Here is a 17,597-nt window from a genome sequence, read left to right on the forward strand (position 1 = left end):
ATTAAATTTTGGTAAAAAAAAGTCGATACTTAGGTTAAGAAGGAATCCAAACTCCTTCCAACGATAAACGCAGCCCTGTCGAAAGGCAGGTACGCAAAGCTAAAGGGCCTTCCCGTAAGGATGGCAGCCTGGCTACCGAAAGGAAGAGCAAAAGTGAGATTCAATTTTATTCCTCTGTATCGACTGATACGTCATGTACTCTCCGTAGTTATAATTTTTTCTTTGTTTCCCGTCGGATTTGGTGATTCTCTGTCTGTGGTGAATGCCGCTTCATTACAACCTGTTAATTCGGACGCTTGTACTCAGGCCCGTGAACTATACAATTATTTACTCAGCATCTCTGGAAAGAAAACAGTCACTGGTCAGCATGATTATTTGGAAAGTCCAGATGAATTAAGCAACAAGGTCCAAAAAATCAGCCAGGCGTATGTGGGTCTGCACGGCTATGAGATGGGAGCCATCTCTGGTCAATCTGACGCTACAGAAGCAGCACAACGTAAAAATGTCGTCGATAGCGCTATTCGTTGGAGCAGAGCAGGTGGCATTGTGACGATGACTTTTCATGAAGCGCTGCCGGGTAGACCGCTGACTTGGGCCAATGTGCAGGCCAAAGTAAGTCAGGCGGAGTTCAATAAATACGTCACGCCAGGCACTACGCAGTATAACCTCCTCATTGCCGATCTGGATAAGGTCGCTGTATCGTTAAAGCAACTTCGTGATGCAGGGGTTCCGGTATTGTGGAGACCTTACCACGAAATGAATGGTGACTGGTTCTGGTGGGGAAACAAAAACAATTTCAATCAGCTATGGAATATCATGTACGACCGTTTTGTTAACACGCATCAATTGAACAATCTGCTGTGGGTGTGGAGTCCCAATGCTCCCAATTCCTACACTGTCCCGTATACCCCAAAATATCCGGGGGATGACAAAGTGGATATTTTGGCAGTAGACATCTACAACAATGATTTTAAGCAAAGTCATTATGAAGGACTGCTCGAGTTGGCACGGAATAAGCCGATTGCCATTGGCGAGCACGGTGAGATACCTAGTTCTGAGGTGTTGCAGGCTCAGCCAAAATGGGTGTATTCCATGACTTGGGGCAAGATGCTGACCGAGAATAACACAACCACTCAAATACAGGATTATATGAACGATGCGAAGAGTTTGACACGGGATGATGTGAAAAATGGGCTGGAGGCCATCCAACAACCTGGAACAGATGTACCGACCTTACCGGATGAGGGACAAAGTGAGCCTCTCCCAGCTCCACCAGTAGTGATTGCTCCTCCAGCTCCGACTCCTCCTTCCGTTCCTGATGAAGTATATGTGAACGGGCTGCGGGGCGAATATTTCAACAATATGAATGTGAGCGGCAGTCCTGTTTTGATCCGTACAGACAGTAAGCTGGACTACAACTGGCGCGCCATTGCTGCTGATCCAAAGGTAAATGCCGACCAGTTCTCGGTTCGCTGGAAGGGTAAAATCAAGCCACAATACTGCGAGACCTATACGTTCACAACCATATCCGATGATGGTATTCGTGTATGGGTAGACGGCAAGTTAGTGATCGATAGTTGGTTCAAACAAAGCTGGACAGAGCGAAAAGGCAGTATTGCTTTGGAAGCAGGTAAAATGGTAGATCTAAAAGTGGAATACTATGATGAAAAAGGCGATGCGATGGCACGTCTGATGTGGGAAAGTCAGCATGAAGCGAAAGCGGTGGTTCCCGGAAACGCTTTGTTTCTTCCTTGATAGATACTCTTTCCCGGTCAAAAATTTTGAGGAGAGAGGGTGTATCATATGATGAAAAAATGGTTGACCCATAGGTATACGGTCGTATTATCCGGATTACTAGGGGTCGCAGTTCTAGCCATGATCGCTTGGTTTATATACACGCCTTCAAAAAGTGTAGAATTGCAGACAGATAAGGTAGCGGCGGCCAGTCCAGTATGGAAGCTGGGTCAGAGGGATGACTCCTCAGCGGAATTTAAAGGAGTGGTCGGTAGGGATAATATCGATATTTCTGCAGCATCATCTGCTAAAGCAGCATTTTCGGCGTTGTCGGAAGCAGAGAGTACAACAGTTCCGGTATTGCTCAGCAGTGGAGATATTCCTCCCGGTTTGAATGCATCCACGAATCCAGAACTAACACTTCAATATAAGCTGAATCAGGTTCCGCCCAATGGTATGATATTCCGTGTTCGGATTTTGGATGCGGGCAAAGCTGTGCCGCAGATGGCTGTCTTCTCAAATCATCAGCTGTCCGGAATCATTCAGATTGCCGGGGTATCCGGTACTGGGAGTACCTATAATTTCAAAAACAACTACGAGCTGTATATCCCCAAAGAACAATTGCAAAGCGGTGTTAACGTACTCAAGCTAAAGACAGCGCGCTGCCTATACTGCTCCTCTGCGGAAGATAAAAATGTGTGGTGGACTTGGGATGACTTGAGCTTGGAGACGTTAGCTTCCCCTGCGGCCGAACCAGTACATGGGAAATATATACTGACCGGTACGAATGTGAATAATAAAGAATTTTATTATGATCAGGGTGCAGTTAAGCATCTACCTTACGTTCTCAAATGGCTGGGAATTGCTTATAGTGGCAACGTCATGAGGGTAACTTGTGCCAGTAATGTAGGCAAGGCATGCACAGATGTGGATGATTACTATCAAACGTTAAAGCAGTATAATATGCAATCGTCTGCTTTGTATCTATACACAGGTGATATTAAGCTACAAAAAGATGGTACTCTGCCAGAGACGGCCAAGCAAAAGATGCGTGATTATGTAAAAAAATACGGTTCATACCTTCAATATTATGAAGTAGATAACGAACCTGGATTGTTTAACCGTTCCAAGGCGGTAGACCTAGCTGTGGCTAAGTGGTTGAATACGGAAGGCAAGCAATTGGCACCGCATCTCAAAACCGTAGCGCCGGGTTGGGCCTACTGGCCGACATACTCTACCAAGGCGTGCAAAAATCAAACCGGAGGTACGCAAAAATGCGGTGATCCGGATGGATGGGAACGGGACCCAGCGCAGCGTAAACAGCTGGAGGAAGTCACCGACCTGACCAACGGACACGCCTACGGTGAATCGTATAATGAAGAGGGCGGGGGCAGCTTCGTTCAGAATTTGAAAACCTTCGGTGGTTCGAGCAACGGACTGGCGAAAAAGATGCTAAACACAGAGTTCGGTACTAACGATACGCATCGAGACAATCCTGATTACGGGGCTAGTCAGCCACAAGCAGCTGCATTCGATCGGATTATGCGATCGCAAATCGGGTTTGCCGATATGTTTATCCAGCACGCTGCTTTTTATAAGGATTACACACTGTTTAAAACGGGTTTTGATCTGCAAAGTCACAACCCGGCTAACACGGAAATTTATCCGTTTGGGCAAGGACAGGACACTCGCGTTAAGATTATGAGACGCTTGAGTCTAGCCTATGCCACGCATGGTAAACCACTGACTTATACAATGTTGAATCCAGAGGAGACCAAGGACAAGATGGTCTATGTTCGCGCGGTGGATACGTCCAAGCTTAAACCGCTGGCAGGTAGCGGCGCTACCTCGAACAAATTGCTGGTGAACCTAGTGAACTTCGAATCCACTACGCAGACCGTTCGTGTACGGGTGACGATGCCGAAAGCTGGCTTGTACACGGGGGAACGTTTTGGGGCGGGTTCCACCTACAGTCAGGCGCAGCGTTCCATATCAGGGCTCAAGGCTTCTCCTGCCCTTGATTTTGAAGAAAAGCTGGGACCTGGCGAATCGGTACAATATATTTTGGAATTAAAAAGTACAGATCAAACCACGGCCTCTGCCCCAACAGAGGTAAAAGCTACCTCTATTCAGGATGGGGTGGTAAAGATTAATTGGCTTCAAGCAGAAGGCATATCTTCCTATGATGTGCTGCGTGCTGACCGGACAGACGGTGCCTATCAGGTGATTGCCTCGCAAGTAGAAGGAAGCACGTATACGGACCGCACTGTAAAAGCTGGAAGTCATTACGTCTACAAAGTCCGAGCGACCGGAGGTACTCAGGTTTCTCAGACAGCCGAGGTCGCTTAGTTACACCGGAATGCATGTAGGACCTTACCTAATGAATATCTAACACCATTCCGAAAGAAAGCAAAAAAGAACCTATCAGGAGAAAATAGGACCTGACAGGTTCTTTTTTATTTGTAAATCGTTCTGAATTGCCAATACTTTACGTATAATGGAGAAAAAAATAAGAAAATCCTTTAATATTCTCGTCATAAGACGACAACATTGCAGGTATGTATTCATATATAATAGTTTTGTTCATGACTATACATACATGGTTTGTAGGGAATCTCTTTCTTTCCGGCGACCAAGACTAATAAAGTGAGGTTAGTGCTGAATGAACAAGGAAACAGAATTAGGGGGGAATGGCCCTCTTCTTCGAGACAACGCACGGAAAGCAGGCAAAGCAGCCATCCACTTGGACATCCGGAACATTTTGCTCCAATGTGGGATCACGACACCAGAATGGCTGGAGGGCGACGCTGATAGAACTAAGTGCCAGAAGGACAAGCGCGTGTAATTTTCAGTTGCTGGTCCTACTTAAGCCAAACATCAAGCAGCGGCGCTTTCTTTATTCCATCATTCGTTCCATTCGAACAAACGCGATAAAACGTTTGGCTTCTTCCTCAGACAAGGTGCGTCCGTCAATCGTCAGGTTAAAACGTTGCAGGATATCCTCGTCTGACAGTTCAAGCTGATCCACAAATTCCCTCACATCTGAATCCAATATGGCTGTCGGGTGGCTCGTACGTCCCACCAAATAATCGATGGTTACCTCGAAAATATCAGCGAGCTTGGTCAAGGTCTCAAAGTCTGGCTTGCGTCTATTTTTTTCATAGTGAGAAAGAGCCGCCCGCGTAATTCCGAGGGATTGCGCTAATTCCTCTTGTTTTAATCCCTTATGTTCTCGTAATTCAGCGATGCGGGTTCCATAATTCATCTGTTTTTCCTCCTGAAGGCAAGGTTAAGAAAGGTAAGAAAAGCAATTTTGCGCTTGACAAGATACAATTTGTATCATAAATTAATTATGTAAGTTACATAACGTATCCCTATTTCGTAGTTTTCACTTATATCTTCATTTATATACCCTTAAGAGGCCAACGATGATTGAGCATTGTGTGCTTATTCGCTGGCTAGACCTTCTATGCGCTATTATACAACATTTTACTATAGATTAGAGGGTCATGCATCGTTCTTTTCCCCGTCATGCAGAGGATCAGTACAAGCGTTATTCATCGAAAACAAGTCAAGCAGGGAGGACTGGTCTTGTGCAGTTGAAAGAGTACATCCGTTTGATCCGCAAAAGAATGTGGTTGATTGGTAGCATTGTACTGCTGGTGTGTACTGTAGTAGGCATAAAAAATGTATATTTTACCCCGCAGGTTTATGAAGCTACCGCCAAGCTCATTATTAATCAGACGCCACGACCGGACCGTGCAGGTGTCGTCGATTACAGTGTGGTGCAAACCAATATAGCTCTAACGAACTCCTATAAGCAAATTATGATCTCCTCGGCGATTATGGATCAGGTGGTCGCCAGCTTCCCCGATCTTAAGGTTACTCCGTCAGCTTTGGCGCAAAAATTAAGAGTAAACACCGCAGGTGATTCACAGGTCATGGATGTTACAGTCCGCGACTTATCGTATACGAAGGCTGTGAAAACCGTCAATGCGGTAGCCAAAGTATTCAAACGGCAAATCCCCTCTATCATGAAAATGGACAATGTCACCATCCTAAGCGAAGCCAGTCTGAATGACCCAGCAGTTCCCGTGAACAATAATCCCGCCATACAAATTTTTATTGCTTTTACCATTTCTTTATTACTGGGCATAGGCTTGGCGTTTTTGCTGGAGGTATTGGATGATACATTTAAAAATGAGGAGGATATTGAAAAAGAACTCGGTCTGCCTACCCTATCCCTGATTACAAAAATGAAAAAAGAAGATAGACGCTCTGACAGCTCTACTACAACTCCTAAACAGGTAGGTGAGGGACAATATGCCGCGATTAATCAATAATCAGCTCGTTACATCCTTGCATGCTCAGTCTTCCGTGTCGGAGGAGTACCGCATGCTTCGCACTAACATCCAGTTTTCCTCTATAGACGAGCCGATTGAGGTGATGATGGTGGCGTCCGCTCAGGCGGGTGAAGGCAGAACAGTCACGATTAGCAATTTGGCTGTAACCTATGCGCAAGAGGGAAAAAAGGTGCTGGTTATGGATATGGATCTGCGTCGGTCCTCCTTGCATCATATGTTTGGTTTGCGCAATCATACAGGGCTGACACGGGTACTTGCCAATCAACAGACATGGCAGGATGTGGTTCAGGAAACCGGGATTGATCATCTGCATGCAATCACAGCTGGACCGAATCCACCCAATCCGTCCGAGATGCTCAGTTCCCGTAGAATGAAGGCTCTACTAGTTGAGCTAAAAGAACATTATGACGTGATTCTGATGGATACGCCACCCCTGCTGCCTTTTCCGGATGGCCTCATTGTAAGTGCCATGTGTGATGGTGTCATTTTGGTAGTACAGGCAGGGAAGGTCAAAAAGGATGTCGTTAAGAAGGCGAAGGCAAATTTAGAAAGAGTTAAGGCGCGCATTCTGGGTGTAGTGCTCAATAACGTGAAGCGCCGCGCCGAGCGTGGTATGGAGGAACGCAATCTGACATGAATAAATCGGGGAAAATAAAAGTATATAAAATTCTTTTAACAATGAATAAATAATATTTATCAATAAGGAGTGAGGTGATGAGACGTGTCTTCTTCCCGCTCGAACGAGGCCAAAGTGCTGGGCGCGTCAGTAGATGTATATTCGGTCGCTCATGGGCTTGAACGACGACAAGGATGGAACGTATATCCGTTCGTGAAGCGAAGTATGGACATTATACTGTCTTTTATTGGAATCATCGTACTGTGCCCGGTATTTCTGCTCGTCATTTTGTTGATCAAGCTGGAGGACCCCAAAGGAAGTGCATTATTTTATCAAATACGTATCGGTAAACATGAGCGACCGTTTCGCATGATCAAATTTCGTTCCATGGTGTCTGATGCCGAAGCCAGATTGTCTGCATTGCTGGTGGAAAATGAAATTGAGGGTGCGATGTTCAAAATGCGGGACGATCCCCGAATTACCCGTGTGGGTCGCTTTCTTCGCAGAACGAGCATCGACGAACTACCGCAACTCTTCAATGTACTGCGTGGGCATATGAGCCTTGTAGGACCCAGACCCCCATTGCCAAGAGAAGTCCATGATTACACCATGAGGGATAAGCTGCGTCTGACGGTTACACCGGGCTGCACCGGATTATGGCAGATCAGCGGTCGCAATCATCTAAGCTTTGACCAGATGGTAGAACTGGATTTGGAGTACATATCTAGACGCAGTTTCCGCACGGATATGATCATCATGCTGAAAACATTTCGTGTGCTGCTGGGCTCCAAGGATGCTTATTAAAGTCAATTTTAATAAAGAGGGGTAGGAGAGAAGGATGGAGCTTCATTCCAACATCTATGTGGCAGGACACAATGGGCTGGTGGGTTCCGCTATTGTTCGAGCGCTTCAGAAAGCGGGATATCGTCATATTACTACTCGCACAAGCCGTGAGCTGGATCTGCGCAATAAAGAGGCCGTAGATCATTTTTTTGATACAGAGCCCGTGGATTATGTATTTCTGGCAGCAGCCAAGGTGGGCGGGATTTTGGCGAATAACGAATATCCGGCCGATTTTATCCGTGACAATCTACTTATACAAACAAATGTGATTGATGCGGCATACCGGAAGAATGTAAGCAAGCTGTTATTTCTAGGCTCTACCTGTATCTATCCCAAATTTGCTCCACAGCCGTTGCGAGAAGAATATCTGCTTACAGGTGAGCTTGAGCCTACCAATGAGGCCTATGCGGTTGCTAAAATTGCCGGGATTACAATGTGTCAGTCCTACAACCGTCAGTATGGAACCCGTTTTATTTCGGTGATGCCTACGAATTTATATGGTCCGGGCGACAATTTTGATCTCCAAACCTCTCATGTGCTGCCTGCGCTGATCCGCAAGTTTCATGAGGCAAAGCTGAATCAATCTCCAACTGTAGAAGTATGGGGCTCCGGTACGCCTCGGCGAGAATTTCTTCATTCGGATGATTTGGCTGATGCTTGTCTATTTCTGATGAATAACTATGAGGGAAATGAGATTGTAAATATCGGTGTGGGTGAGGATATTTCCATCCGTGAGCTGGCTGAACGAGTCAAAAATGTAGTCGGCTATGAGGGCGAAATTACTTTTAATACATCCGTTCCTGACGGAACGCCGCGTAAGTTGGTAGATGTATCCCGGATTTCCGGGCTGGGCTGGTCGGCGCGTATTTCACTAGAAGAAGGATTAAGGTCTGTATACCAGGCATTTCAAGGTCTGGATCTGGTTGAACAATAAATAACGGTGGGGGAATTGGAATGAAAAAAGCGCTGATCACTGGGATTACCGGACAAGACGGGTCTTATCTAGCTGAGTTGCTGCTGTCCAAGGATTATGAGGTGTACGGGGTGCGCAGACGAACCAGCACACCGAACTTTGAAAATGTAGCGCATATCCAGAATGACATTCACTGGCTTTCCGGTGATATGACCGATCTGGCTTCGCTGATCGAAGCCGTCCGTCAGTCCGACCCGGATGAGGTCTATAACTTGGCTGCTCAATCCTTTGTAGCGGCCTCATGGCCGCAGCCCTTGGCTACTGGGCAAATCACAGCATTATCTGTTACCAATATGCTGGAGGCGGTTCGAATTGCCAAGCCGGATGCACGCTTTTATCAGGCTTCAAGCAGCGAGATGTTCGGTAAGGTACTGGAGACGCCGCAGACAGAAACGACCCCATTTTACCCACGTAGTCCTTATGGTGTCGCCAAGGTGTACGGCCATTGGATTACAGTCAACTACCGCGAAAGCTTTGATATGTTTGCTTGCTCCGGTATTTTGTTCAATCACGAATCGCCCCGCCGAGGGCTGGAGTTTGTAACACGCAAAGTGTCGGATGCAGTAGCTCGTATTAAGCTGGGATTGCAGCAGGAGCTGCGCATGGGGAATTTGGATTCACTGCGAGACTGGGGTTTTGCAGGGGATTATGTAAAGGCGATGTGGCTGATGCTTCAGCAGGATCGACCAGATGATTACGTGATTTCCACGGGAGAAATGCATTCTGTGCGCGAATTGCTGCAAATTGCTTTTTCTCATGTAGGTTTAAATTACGAGGATTATATGGTGATTGATCCGCAATTTGTTCGACCGGCAGAGGTAGATCTATTGCTTGGCGATTGTGCCAAGGCGAAAGAAAAGCTGGGCTGGCGATTGGAAGTCGGCTTCGACCAGCTCGTTCGTATGATGGTGGATGCAGACTTGGAGCGTGTAAAAAGGCAGGCTGCAGTTGAAGCTTCTGTCGTCGTGTAAGAGGTGGAGAGGCCGCCCGCCTGGCCGGGGGGTCTCTTCGTTGTACATGATTTCAGCTGTATGACAGATCAACAGATCATAAAGCAATGTTTGAGGTCATTTTTCAAGATGGAGTAGAACCTATGACATTAGTCAAGAAACGTGCCAAACCGCGCAGAAGCTTGCTGGTGAATACATCCTGGCTATTCGGTGACAAAATGATTCGTATGGTGTTCGGGCTGGCAGTCAGCATCATCATGGCGAGAGTGTTGGGACCAGAGGAACTGGGAAAATGGAATTATGCGGAATCCTTTTTCGGGATGTTCCTGATTTTCACGACCCTTGGCTTTGATTCTATATTAGTACGCGATCTTGTCAAACACCCCAAGGATGAGCACGAGCTATTGGGTACGGCGGTTCTGTTGAAGTTGTTAGGTACTCTGGTAGCGATTGTACTGTCCTATTCCTTTATTTCACTGCTCAGACCGGAAGACAGTTCAGTACGGTTAATCAATCTGATCCTGGCTACGGCCTCGGTATTTCAGTTGTTTGATATTATCGACTACTGGTTCCGTGCGCAGATGTTGTCCAAATATACGGTTGTTGCCAAGAATACCGCCTTTGTCCTCGGTTCCACCGTCAAAATCATTCTATTATTGTCCGGTATTCCAGTTTGGGCAGTGGCGTTGTGTGCTCATGGAGAGTTTCTGCTGGGAAGCCTGCTGCTGCTGTATTTCTTCCATAAGGAAGGGCGGCGTGTGAACAAGTGGACGTTCCGCTTCACAACTGCTCGGCGAATCATGAATCACAGCTGGCCGCTTATTTTGTCCTCCTCCGCTGTATATGTACAGGCACGAATTGATCAGGTCATTATCGGAGAATTGTTGGGAAACGAAGCGGTCGGGCAATACTCCGTTGCACTCCGACTCATCGAGGTGCTGGGCTTTATCCCGGTCGTGCTAACGACAGCTTATGCCCCGGTGGTGACGCGTTCCAAGCAGAAAGGAAGCGACGAATACAGACGGACGTTGTCTAACGTGTATCGGCTGATGTTTATATGCTTTCTTGTGACCTCAGTCCCCTTATTTTTTCTATCCCAATGGGTAGTCGTTGTGCTGTATGGGAGAGAGTTTGCTGAAGCAGGCTCGCTGTTGTCACTGTTTGCGATTCGTCTATTTTTCACCAACTTTAGTGTCGCCAAAAGCTTGTTTATCACCAATGAAAATTTGTTCAAATACACGCTGCTGACCTCGATAATAGGTGCGGTTACGAATATAGCTTTCAATTACGCTCTGATCCCATGGCTTGGTGTCCGAGGGTCCTTAGTGGCGACGATTTTGTCCTTTACGATATCTGTATTTCTATTGGATTTGTTGTTTAAGGAAGTCAAAGCCAATTTGGGTTGGATGATGAAGTCAATCCTGACCTTCTGGCATGTTCATATTACAGTACCGAAAGTTGGAGAGAACAATCATGATACCGATTAAACCATTTGTTCGGCATGAGGAACAGTGCCCGCATTGTGGAGACACGTTACGTGCTGGAGAGGTGCTGTGGCAGGGAATCCACGTATGTGTCAGTACTAAGTGTGAGGGTTGCGGACGTGAATATCTCGAGGACATGAGGGTTGGTCATGCGACGTATTCACCTTATCGTGTAGAAATGCCTGACTATATCCTGACCGGTAATGCGAAGTCAAGAAAATGGCTCGGAGAGCCTCTGCGGCAATCGTTGATGAATCCTTCCTATGATTTGGCAGTTGGTATGACCGTGCATAAAAAGAAAGCTTCTTCGCGTGTGATCATCATCAACACTATAGATTATTTATATGGTCATGCGTTGCTTAAGCTGCTTAATGTTCAGCGTGAATATGAGCAATCGCCGGAACTGGGGATCATCGTTATTGTGCAAAAGTCGCTGGAGTGGATGGTGCCGGCATATGTGTCAGAAATTTGGACGGTCGATGTCCCGTTCAACAAGGCGCGAAACTTTTATCCTCTGCTACATCATCGGATGATTGAGGAATTGATGCGCTTTGATGAGGTGTATGTCAGTCCGGCATATTCACATCCCAGCCAATTTGAGATTGAACAATTTACAGGGGTCTCCCGTTATGACGAGGAACGTGAGCGGAAGCCACGCATTACCTTTGTATGGAGGGAAGACCGCTTGTGGAGCGGCAGCCATCATATTGCCAGAGCAGTGCAAAAATTTCCACAACTCAAACGTGGCCTAAAACCGCTAATTTATCATCAACGCAGCAAAATCATTGGACTGTTCCGCAGACTGAGAGAAAGCTTCCCTGATCATTGCTTTACAGTTGCGGGACTTGGGCGCACGGGAAGCTTCCCAGCATGGATTGCTGACGAGCGCGTCTCACGCTTCGATCGGGATAGTGAAAAGCGGGTATGCGAGGTATACGCAGCCAGCCAATTAGTCATTGGTATTCATGGCTCCAATATGCTGCTGCCTTCTGCACATGCAGGTATGACGATTGATTTGATGCCTAAGGACCGATGGGGCAATTATGCCCAGGACATTTTATTTCACGAAACGGATCATCGGCTTACAGCCTACAAATATCGCTTTGTACCGATGGAATCGAGGGTGAGCTTGGTGGCGGATATGGCAGCCGCCCAGCTTAAAGGGGCAGACCATTTTAATATGCAGATGATGGAGGAAAGACAACGGCAGGGGGAACATTCAAGTTGGAGGGGAAAGGCCGCTACGGGAAGGATTTGATCTTCCGATCGCTGTTGACGAGGGATTCCCTAGATTAAATAAGCTCTGTAAGCGGGCGGAATCCCACGGGGAATATGCTTTCGAAGCGAGCTTTCCTTCGGAAAGCTTTGAGGCGAACGCTAACGCTTCTTCAGATTCAAATCCTTACCCTCCGCTACGTTTCACCGTCACCAAAAAGAATTTCCCCAGCCATAAGGTGGGGGAGGTAAGAGCCGCCTGGCGATAGCTTCGTCCTATCGCCGCGAACTTCACGCCGGGCATGTGTGCCGGTGTATTAATGCTCTGTATAGTCCTCTCTCAAGCTGAAAGAGTTTGATGAATAGTGCTTACGGCATGCAAAATCAAGCCTAATTAAGGCATCTTGGTCAGCCTAGCAGTAGTATAGCCGTGCTTGCTTGTGAGCGTGCCATAACGTGCCAAGCTTACAAGTCGTTTGACGAAGTCAACGCCCTGCATGCATTCGCACGCGTATATCCGCAGCGATGGCACTTCATGCCCAGCATTCCCTTTTTTAAGATGGGGTGACTTTATGGAAACGGCGGTCAGCAGCGGAGTGGATGGAATCGTTCTGAAGAAGCGATAGCGTTCGCCTTTATCCCCGGATTTTACCCTTTAAAGGGTTTATATAAATCAGATGAAATCCGGGGATAACAGCGATCGGAAGAATGATCCATCCGCGTAGCGGACTCTAACCCCCGCGTGCCATAACTCACCCAATATGAAATGGCAGGAGTACTGATGATGATTCCAAAAATATTGTATCTTCGCAACTTTGCCAGCAAGGTGAATGGAGCCTCATACAATTTGCAGGAAGTCGGCTTGGGCAAAGCGCTCGTCCGTAAAGGTTACGATTGCGATATTGTTTACTACAACGATCGTAAGGAGACCCATCTGGAACAAGTCTATCGTCACGCAGGCTGCACCTTGCGCATTATCTGGCTGCACGGTTTCAAGTTCTTAAGCAACAGCATCTACAGAGATGTTCTCAAAGATTCTTTTCTGGCAGCTTATGATCTGGTTATTACTACAGAATACAACCAGATCATGACCTACCTGCTTTCCCGCAAATGTCCCGATAAGCTGGCGCTGTATCACGGTCCATACCGGGATAATACGCATGCGCTGATCCGCAAACTGTACGATGTTATGCTGCTGCCTAAGGTGACAAAGTCTCTACGCCGAACCTATGTCAAATCCGATCTTGCCAAGCGCTATCTGGAGAATAAAGGCTTTGACAACGTGATAACGATTGGGGTCGGACTGGATCGCAGCAATGTAGAGAGAGAATTCAACAGTGACGACCAAAACGGAGAGCGTGAGGAAAACCGTGAGGTTGCGAATGAACTGCGTCGGATCGGTAATCGCCCGGTGTTGCTGTATGTCGGTGTGCTGGAGGAACGGAGAAATATACGTTTTATGCTGAATACGTTCAAAAGAGTACTCCAAAAGCATCCCGGCTGCCTTTTGTTAATGGTTGGGGATGGACGAAAGATAGATACGGATCGTTATTGGGCTTATGCTGAGCACCTGGGGTTGACGGATAGTATTATACATTTTCCAAGAGTGGAGCAACGTCATCTGTGGCAGATTTACGGAGCAGCGGATGTGATGCTGTTTCCGACCCAATACGATATTTTTGGCATGGTGCTGCTGGAAAGCATGCTGTTCCGTGTCCCGATTATTTCTTCGGTGAACGGTGGCTCGGTTACCTTGATTGAGGACGGAGTGAGCGGAGTGATGCTGAGAAGCTTTTCGGAAGAGGAATGGGCTGGTCGTATAGGCACATTGCTGGATGATGCTGGGCTTAGACGAAGTCTGGCCGAGCAAGCGTTTCTTACGCTCGAGCGTATATCGTGGGATCGGATTGCGGATGAAATCATAAGCCAGCAGCGGATCAAACCCATAAGCTCCAATCACGCTATGCAATCAACACAGGAAAGTGGGGCGGCCACGTGAGTCAACAGGTTAGCAGACGAAAGACCCCGCCTGTAAGCAAAGTACTGATCATCCATAACTTTTATCAGCAAAGTGGGGGAGAAGACAAGGTTGTCGAGCAGGAATCGGCTATGCTGCGTTCCAGAGGAATAGAGACGGAGCATTACTATGTGTATAACGACAGCATTCAAAGCAAAGGATTGGCCAACATGGCAAAGCTGGCGGTAGAGGCAGCCTGGTCCTTCCCAGAATTCAAAAGAATCAAAGAGCTGCTTTTGCGGGTGAAACCGGATGTGGTACATGTGCATAATTTTTTCCCGGTCATATCCCCATCGGTCTATCATGCCTGTGAACGGCTGGGGGTTCCGGTTGTCCAGACACTGCATAATTACAGGCTGATTTGTCCGGCGGCAACCTTTATGCGAGGGAATGAAGTTTGTGAAAAATGCCTGCACGGCACGCTGCTGCACTCCATCCGTCATGGATGTTACCGAGGCTCACAGCTGCAGACGATTCCGGTGGCGGCGATGATTAAGTTCAACGAGCTGATCGGCACATGGCAGCACAAGGTAAGTCGCTATATTGCGCTGACGGAGTTTGCACGGGACAAATTTGCTGAAAGCGGCATTCCGCTGGATCGCATCGCAGTAAAACCGAATTTTATCCATCATCAAACAGTCAAAGCCAAGTATGACCCCAATGATCGTTATTTGTTGTTCGTGGGCCGGATTTCAGCTGAAAAAGGGGTTCGCAATCTGTTGCAAGCCTGGTCACAGCTGGAAGATCGAGGTGGATTGAGACTGGTCATCATTGGCGATGGTCCGCAAAAGGCTGAACTGGCTGCTGCTTATTCGCAGGAAGACATTCGGTTTCTCGGCAAGCAGGATGGAGACACGGTGCTGGATTGTATGAGCCGAGCCATGTATGTGATGGTGCCTTCCATTTGGTATGAAGGTTTTCCGATGACGATTGTAGAGTCCTATTCCGTGGGAACGCCGGTATTGTGCAGCCGAATTGGCGCATTGGAGGAAGTCGTGGAGGACGGAGTGACGGGTTTCCATTTTCAACATGATGATCTGGAAAATATAAAGACCGTGATTCGCCGTGCAGTAGCCTATGAGAACTATGCAGCTATGAGACAGAAAGTGGCGGAAAACTATGCAGCACACTATACGGAAGAAGTGAATGTGAAGCAACTGCTGGCGATATATAGCGAGGCCATGGAGGAATGTGATTATGAAGCAGCTGCCCCAGTATAGAGTCGGAAGGATTGCGAGCACAGATGTTGCAGCGCTGACGTTTCAGGAGACGGTACATACGCTGGAACGATGGGCAGTCGGACGAAAGGACAGCTATGTATGTATTTGCAACACCCATTCCATTGTCACGGCCGGGAATCATCCCGAGTTCCACGAAGCGCTCACTCAGGCTGATTTGTGTACTCCAGACGGTATGCCACTGGTATGGGCACTCAAGCTGTACGGGTTCGAGCGTCAGGATCGAGTAGATGGTCCCAGTTTGATGCTCAAGTTGTGCGAACGTGCGCCACAAACGGAGGTGAGCGTATATTTTTACGGCAGTACGCCGGATACGCTGGATAGCTTAAAAGACAGGATAGGACAGGATTACCCTGGAATTCGTATCGCGGGCAGCTTTTCACCGCCATTTCGTGAACTTCAGCCAGATGAGGAGAAACGGATCACTGAGGAAATCAATGCTTCAGGTGCGCATATCATATTCGTCAGTCTGGGCTGTCCGAAGCAGGAAATCTGGATGCATCGCAACAAAGATCGTATCCGTGGCGTGATGATTGGAGTAGGGGCTGCCTTTGACTATATTACAGGTAAGGTTCGCAGGCCGCCGCTAATGATACAAAGGCTGGGACTGGAGTGGCTGTACCGTCTGATCTGTGAGCCAAAGCGTTTGTGGAAGAGGTATGCCTATAACAATCCAATGTATATCTATCGTTTTCTCAAATCCTATCGACATAATAAAAGGCTCACGCTCTATCATAATCGGCATACAGGGAGAGGCATAGAGAAGTAAAGCGGGGCAAAAGTACAGTGAAATAAGACAGCATGTAAAAGGGGGAATTGGTTTGAAACTATGTGTTATAGGTGCCGGGTATGTCGGACTGGTGTCAGGGGTCTGTTTTGCCGCGCTTGGCAATACCGTCGTCTGTATCGATCAGAATGAAGACAAAATTCGTCAGCTGCGTGCAGGCGGAGTACCGATTTATGAACCAGGCTTAAAGGCTCTAATTAAAGATAATGTCGAGCAGGGCCGGCTAAGCTTTACAACAGATACCGCAGCTTCAGTGCAGGCAGCTGAAATTGTTATTTTGGCGGTGGGTACGCCTTCATTGCCGAGCGGGGAAGCCAACTTGTCCTATATTGAAGAAGCAGCGTGCGAGGTGGCAGATGCCATGAATGGCTACAAGATCATTGTTACCAAAAGCACGGTGCCTGTCGGAACGAACGAGCGTATTCAAAATTGGATTGCTAGTCGCACGAACTATCCTTTTGGTGTTGCTTCGGTTCCTGAATTTTTACGAGAAGGCTCGGCGGTCATGGATACCCTACAGCCAGATCGAATCGTCATTGGAGCTTCCGATCCGCATGTATCCGCAGTACTAACTACTCTGCATGAGCCGCTGACCACGAATATCTTAACCACGGATATCCATTCGGCCGAGATGATCAAGTACGCGTCGAATGCTTTTTTGGCGACCAAAATTTCGTTTATTAATGAGATTGCAAATATTTGTGAAAAGGTGGGTGCAGACGTTACACGCGTGGCACACGGTATGGGGCTGGATCAGCGGATCGGTTCCTCCTTTTTGTCTGCTGGCATCGGCTATGGGGGTTCGTGTTTTCCCAAGGATACGCAGGCTTTAATTCAAATTGCAGGCAACGTGGACTATGAATTTAAGCTGCTGAAATCCGTGGTGGAGGTGAATCAGGGACAACGTTTTAACGTGATTCGCAAGCTGAAAGAGGCACTGGGTGAGCTGGAAGGAGCTACGATTGGCATATGGGGGCTGGCATTTAAACCGAACACAGATGATGTAAGAGATGCCCCGGCACTGGATATTATGCAGTCGCTGTTGGAGGCAGGGGCGCATATTCGTGCATATGACCCGATTGCTACTGCTAACTTCCGCCGATTGCTGGACAGCCCGGAAATAAAGTGGGCCGATAGCGCGCGGGAAGCAGCAGAAGGATGCGATGCATTGTGTCTTTTGACGGAATGGGAGGAGTTTGGTGAGGTCGGACTGGGTGAACTGAATGAGCTGATGAAGTATCCCATTATGATTGACGGGCGCAATGTGTATAGGGAAGAACAAATTAGACAATCTGCCTTTGCATACTATTCTGTTGGCAGACCACAGATGAACAATCTGGATATAGATCGTCATCAGTCTGTAGTGAATCCGTAAA

General features: G+C 47.5%; 14 protein-coding genes and 1 riboswitch. Of the genes, 13 read left to right on the forward strand and 1 reads right to left on the reverse strand.

Annotated elements, in window-relative coordinates; translation table 11 throughout:
• Positions 1-58 precede the first annotated feature (58 nt).
• Positions 59-140, forward strand: a riboswitch (cyclic di-GMP riboswitch).
• 13 nt (positions 141-153) lie between these two features.
• Complete coding sequence (locus tag C400_RS0106990; RefSeq protein WP_017426461.1) at positions 154-1,755, forward strand: glycosyl hydrolase; 1,602 nt, start codon at positions 154-156, stop codon at positions 1,753-1,755.
• Positions 1,756-1,803: 48 nt separating this feature from the next.
• A complete protein-coding gene (locus C400_RS0106995) occupies positions 1,804-4,083 on the forward strand; it encodes a hypothetical protein (RefSeq protein ID WP_017426462.1) in 2,280 nt (759 codons plus the stop codon).
• Between the two features lie 547 nt (positions 4,084-4,630).
• Here the strand turns inward: C400_RS0106995 and C400_RS0107005 are convergent.
• Entirely contained in the window at positions 4,631-4,999 is a 369-nt protein-coding gene (locus C400_RS0107005) for a helix-turn-helix domain-containing protein (protein ID WP_016821244.1), read from the reverse strand.
• 328 nt (positions 5,000-5,327) lie between these two features.
• Here C400_RS0107005 and C400_RS0107010 point away from each other — a divergent pair, with 328 nt between their 5' ends.
• From C400_RS0107010 to C400_RS0107060, 11 genes are all read left to right on the forward strand, one after another.
• A complete protein-coding gene (locus tag C400_RS0107010) occupies positions 5,328-6,077 on the forward strand; it encodes a YveK family protein (RefSeq protein ID WP_016821243.1) in 750 nt (249 codons plus the stop codon).
• Complete coding sequence (locus C400_RS0107015; RefSeq protein ID WP_016821242.1) at positions 6,058-6,735, forward strand: CpsD/CapB family tyrosine-protein kinase; 678 nt, start codon at positions 6,058-6,060, stop codon at positions 6,733-6,735. The genes C400_RS0107010 and C400_RS0107015 overlap by 20 nt, the downstream gene beginning before the upstream one ends.
• 84 nt (positions 6,736-6,819) lie before the next feature.
• Positions 6,820-7,518 (forward strand): sugar transferase, encoded by a 699-nt coding sequence (locus C400_RS0107020; protein WP_017426463.1) that lies wholly within the window; start codon positions 6,820-6,822, stop codon positions 7,516-7,518.
• A gap of 34 nt (positions 7,519-7,552) precedes the next feature.
• Entirely contained in the window at positions 7,553-8,491 is a 939-nt protein-coding gene (locus tag C400_RS0107025; protein WP_016821240.1) for a GDP-L-fucose synthase family protein, read from the forward strand.
• Between the two features lie 20 nt (positions 8,492-8,511).
• Complete coding sequence (gene gmd / locus C400_RS0107030) at positions 8,512-9,501, forward strand: GDP-mannose 4,6-dehydratase (RefSeq protein ID WP_017426464.1); 990 nt, start codon at positions 8,512-8,514, stop codon at positions 9,499-9,501.
• A 122-nt stretch (positions 9,502-9,623) separates the two neighbouring features.
• Positions 9,624-10,967: a flippase gene (locus C400_RS0107035; protein WP_017426465.1), complete on the forward strand. Its 1,344-nt coding sequence runs from the start codon at positions 9,624-9,626 to the stop codon at positions 10,965-10,967.
• A complete protein-coding gene (locus tag C400_RS0107040) occupies positions 10,954-12,222 on the forward strand; it encodes a zf-TFIIB domain-containing protein (RefSeq protein WP_017426466.1) in 1,269 nt (422 codons plus the stop codon). Before C400_RS0107035 ends, C400_RS0107040 begins: the two co-directional genes overlap by 14 nt.
• A 741-nt stretch (positions 12,223-12,963) precedes the next feature.
• A complete protein-coding gene (locus C400_RS0107045) occupies positions 12,964-14,178 on the forward strand; it encodes a glycosyltransferase family 4 protein (RefSeq protein ID WP_017426467.1) in 1,215 nt (404 codons plus the stop codon).
• Positions 14,175-15,416, forward strand: a complete 1,242-nt coding sequence (locus C400_RS0107050; RefSeq protein WP_017426468.1) for a glycosyltransferase family 4 protein — start codon at positions 14,175-14,177, stop codon at positions 15,414-15,416. The genes C400_RS0107045 and C400_RS0107050 overlap by 4 nt, the downstream gene beginning before the upstream one ends.
• Positions 15,394-16,203, forward strand: coding sequence for a WecB/TagA/CpsF family glycosyltransferase (locus C400_RS0107055; protein ID WP_017426469.1), 810 nt, complete (start codon positions 15,394-15,396; stop codon positions 16,201-16,203). Before C400_RS0107050 ends, C400_RS0107055 begins: the two co-directional genes overlap by 23 nt.
• Before the next feature lie 52 nt (positions 16,204-16,255).
• Positions 16,256-17,596, forward strand: coding sequence for a UDP-glucose dehydrogenase family protein (locus tag C400_RS0107060; RefSeq protein WP_017426470.1), 1,341 nt, complete (start codon positions 16,256-16,258; stop codon positions 17,594-17,596).
• Position 17,597 lies beyond the last annotated feature (1 nt).

Origin of the sequence: Paenibacillus sp. ICGEB2008 (assembly GCF_000307675.1) — a bacterium.
GTDB lineage: Bacteria > Bacillota > Bacilli > Paenibacillales > Paenibacillaceae > Paenibacillus > Paenibacillus polymyxa.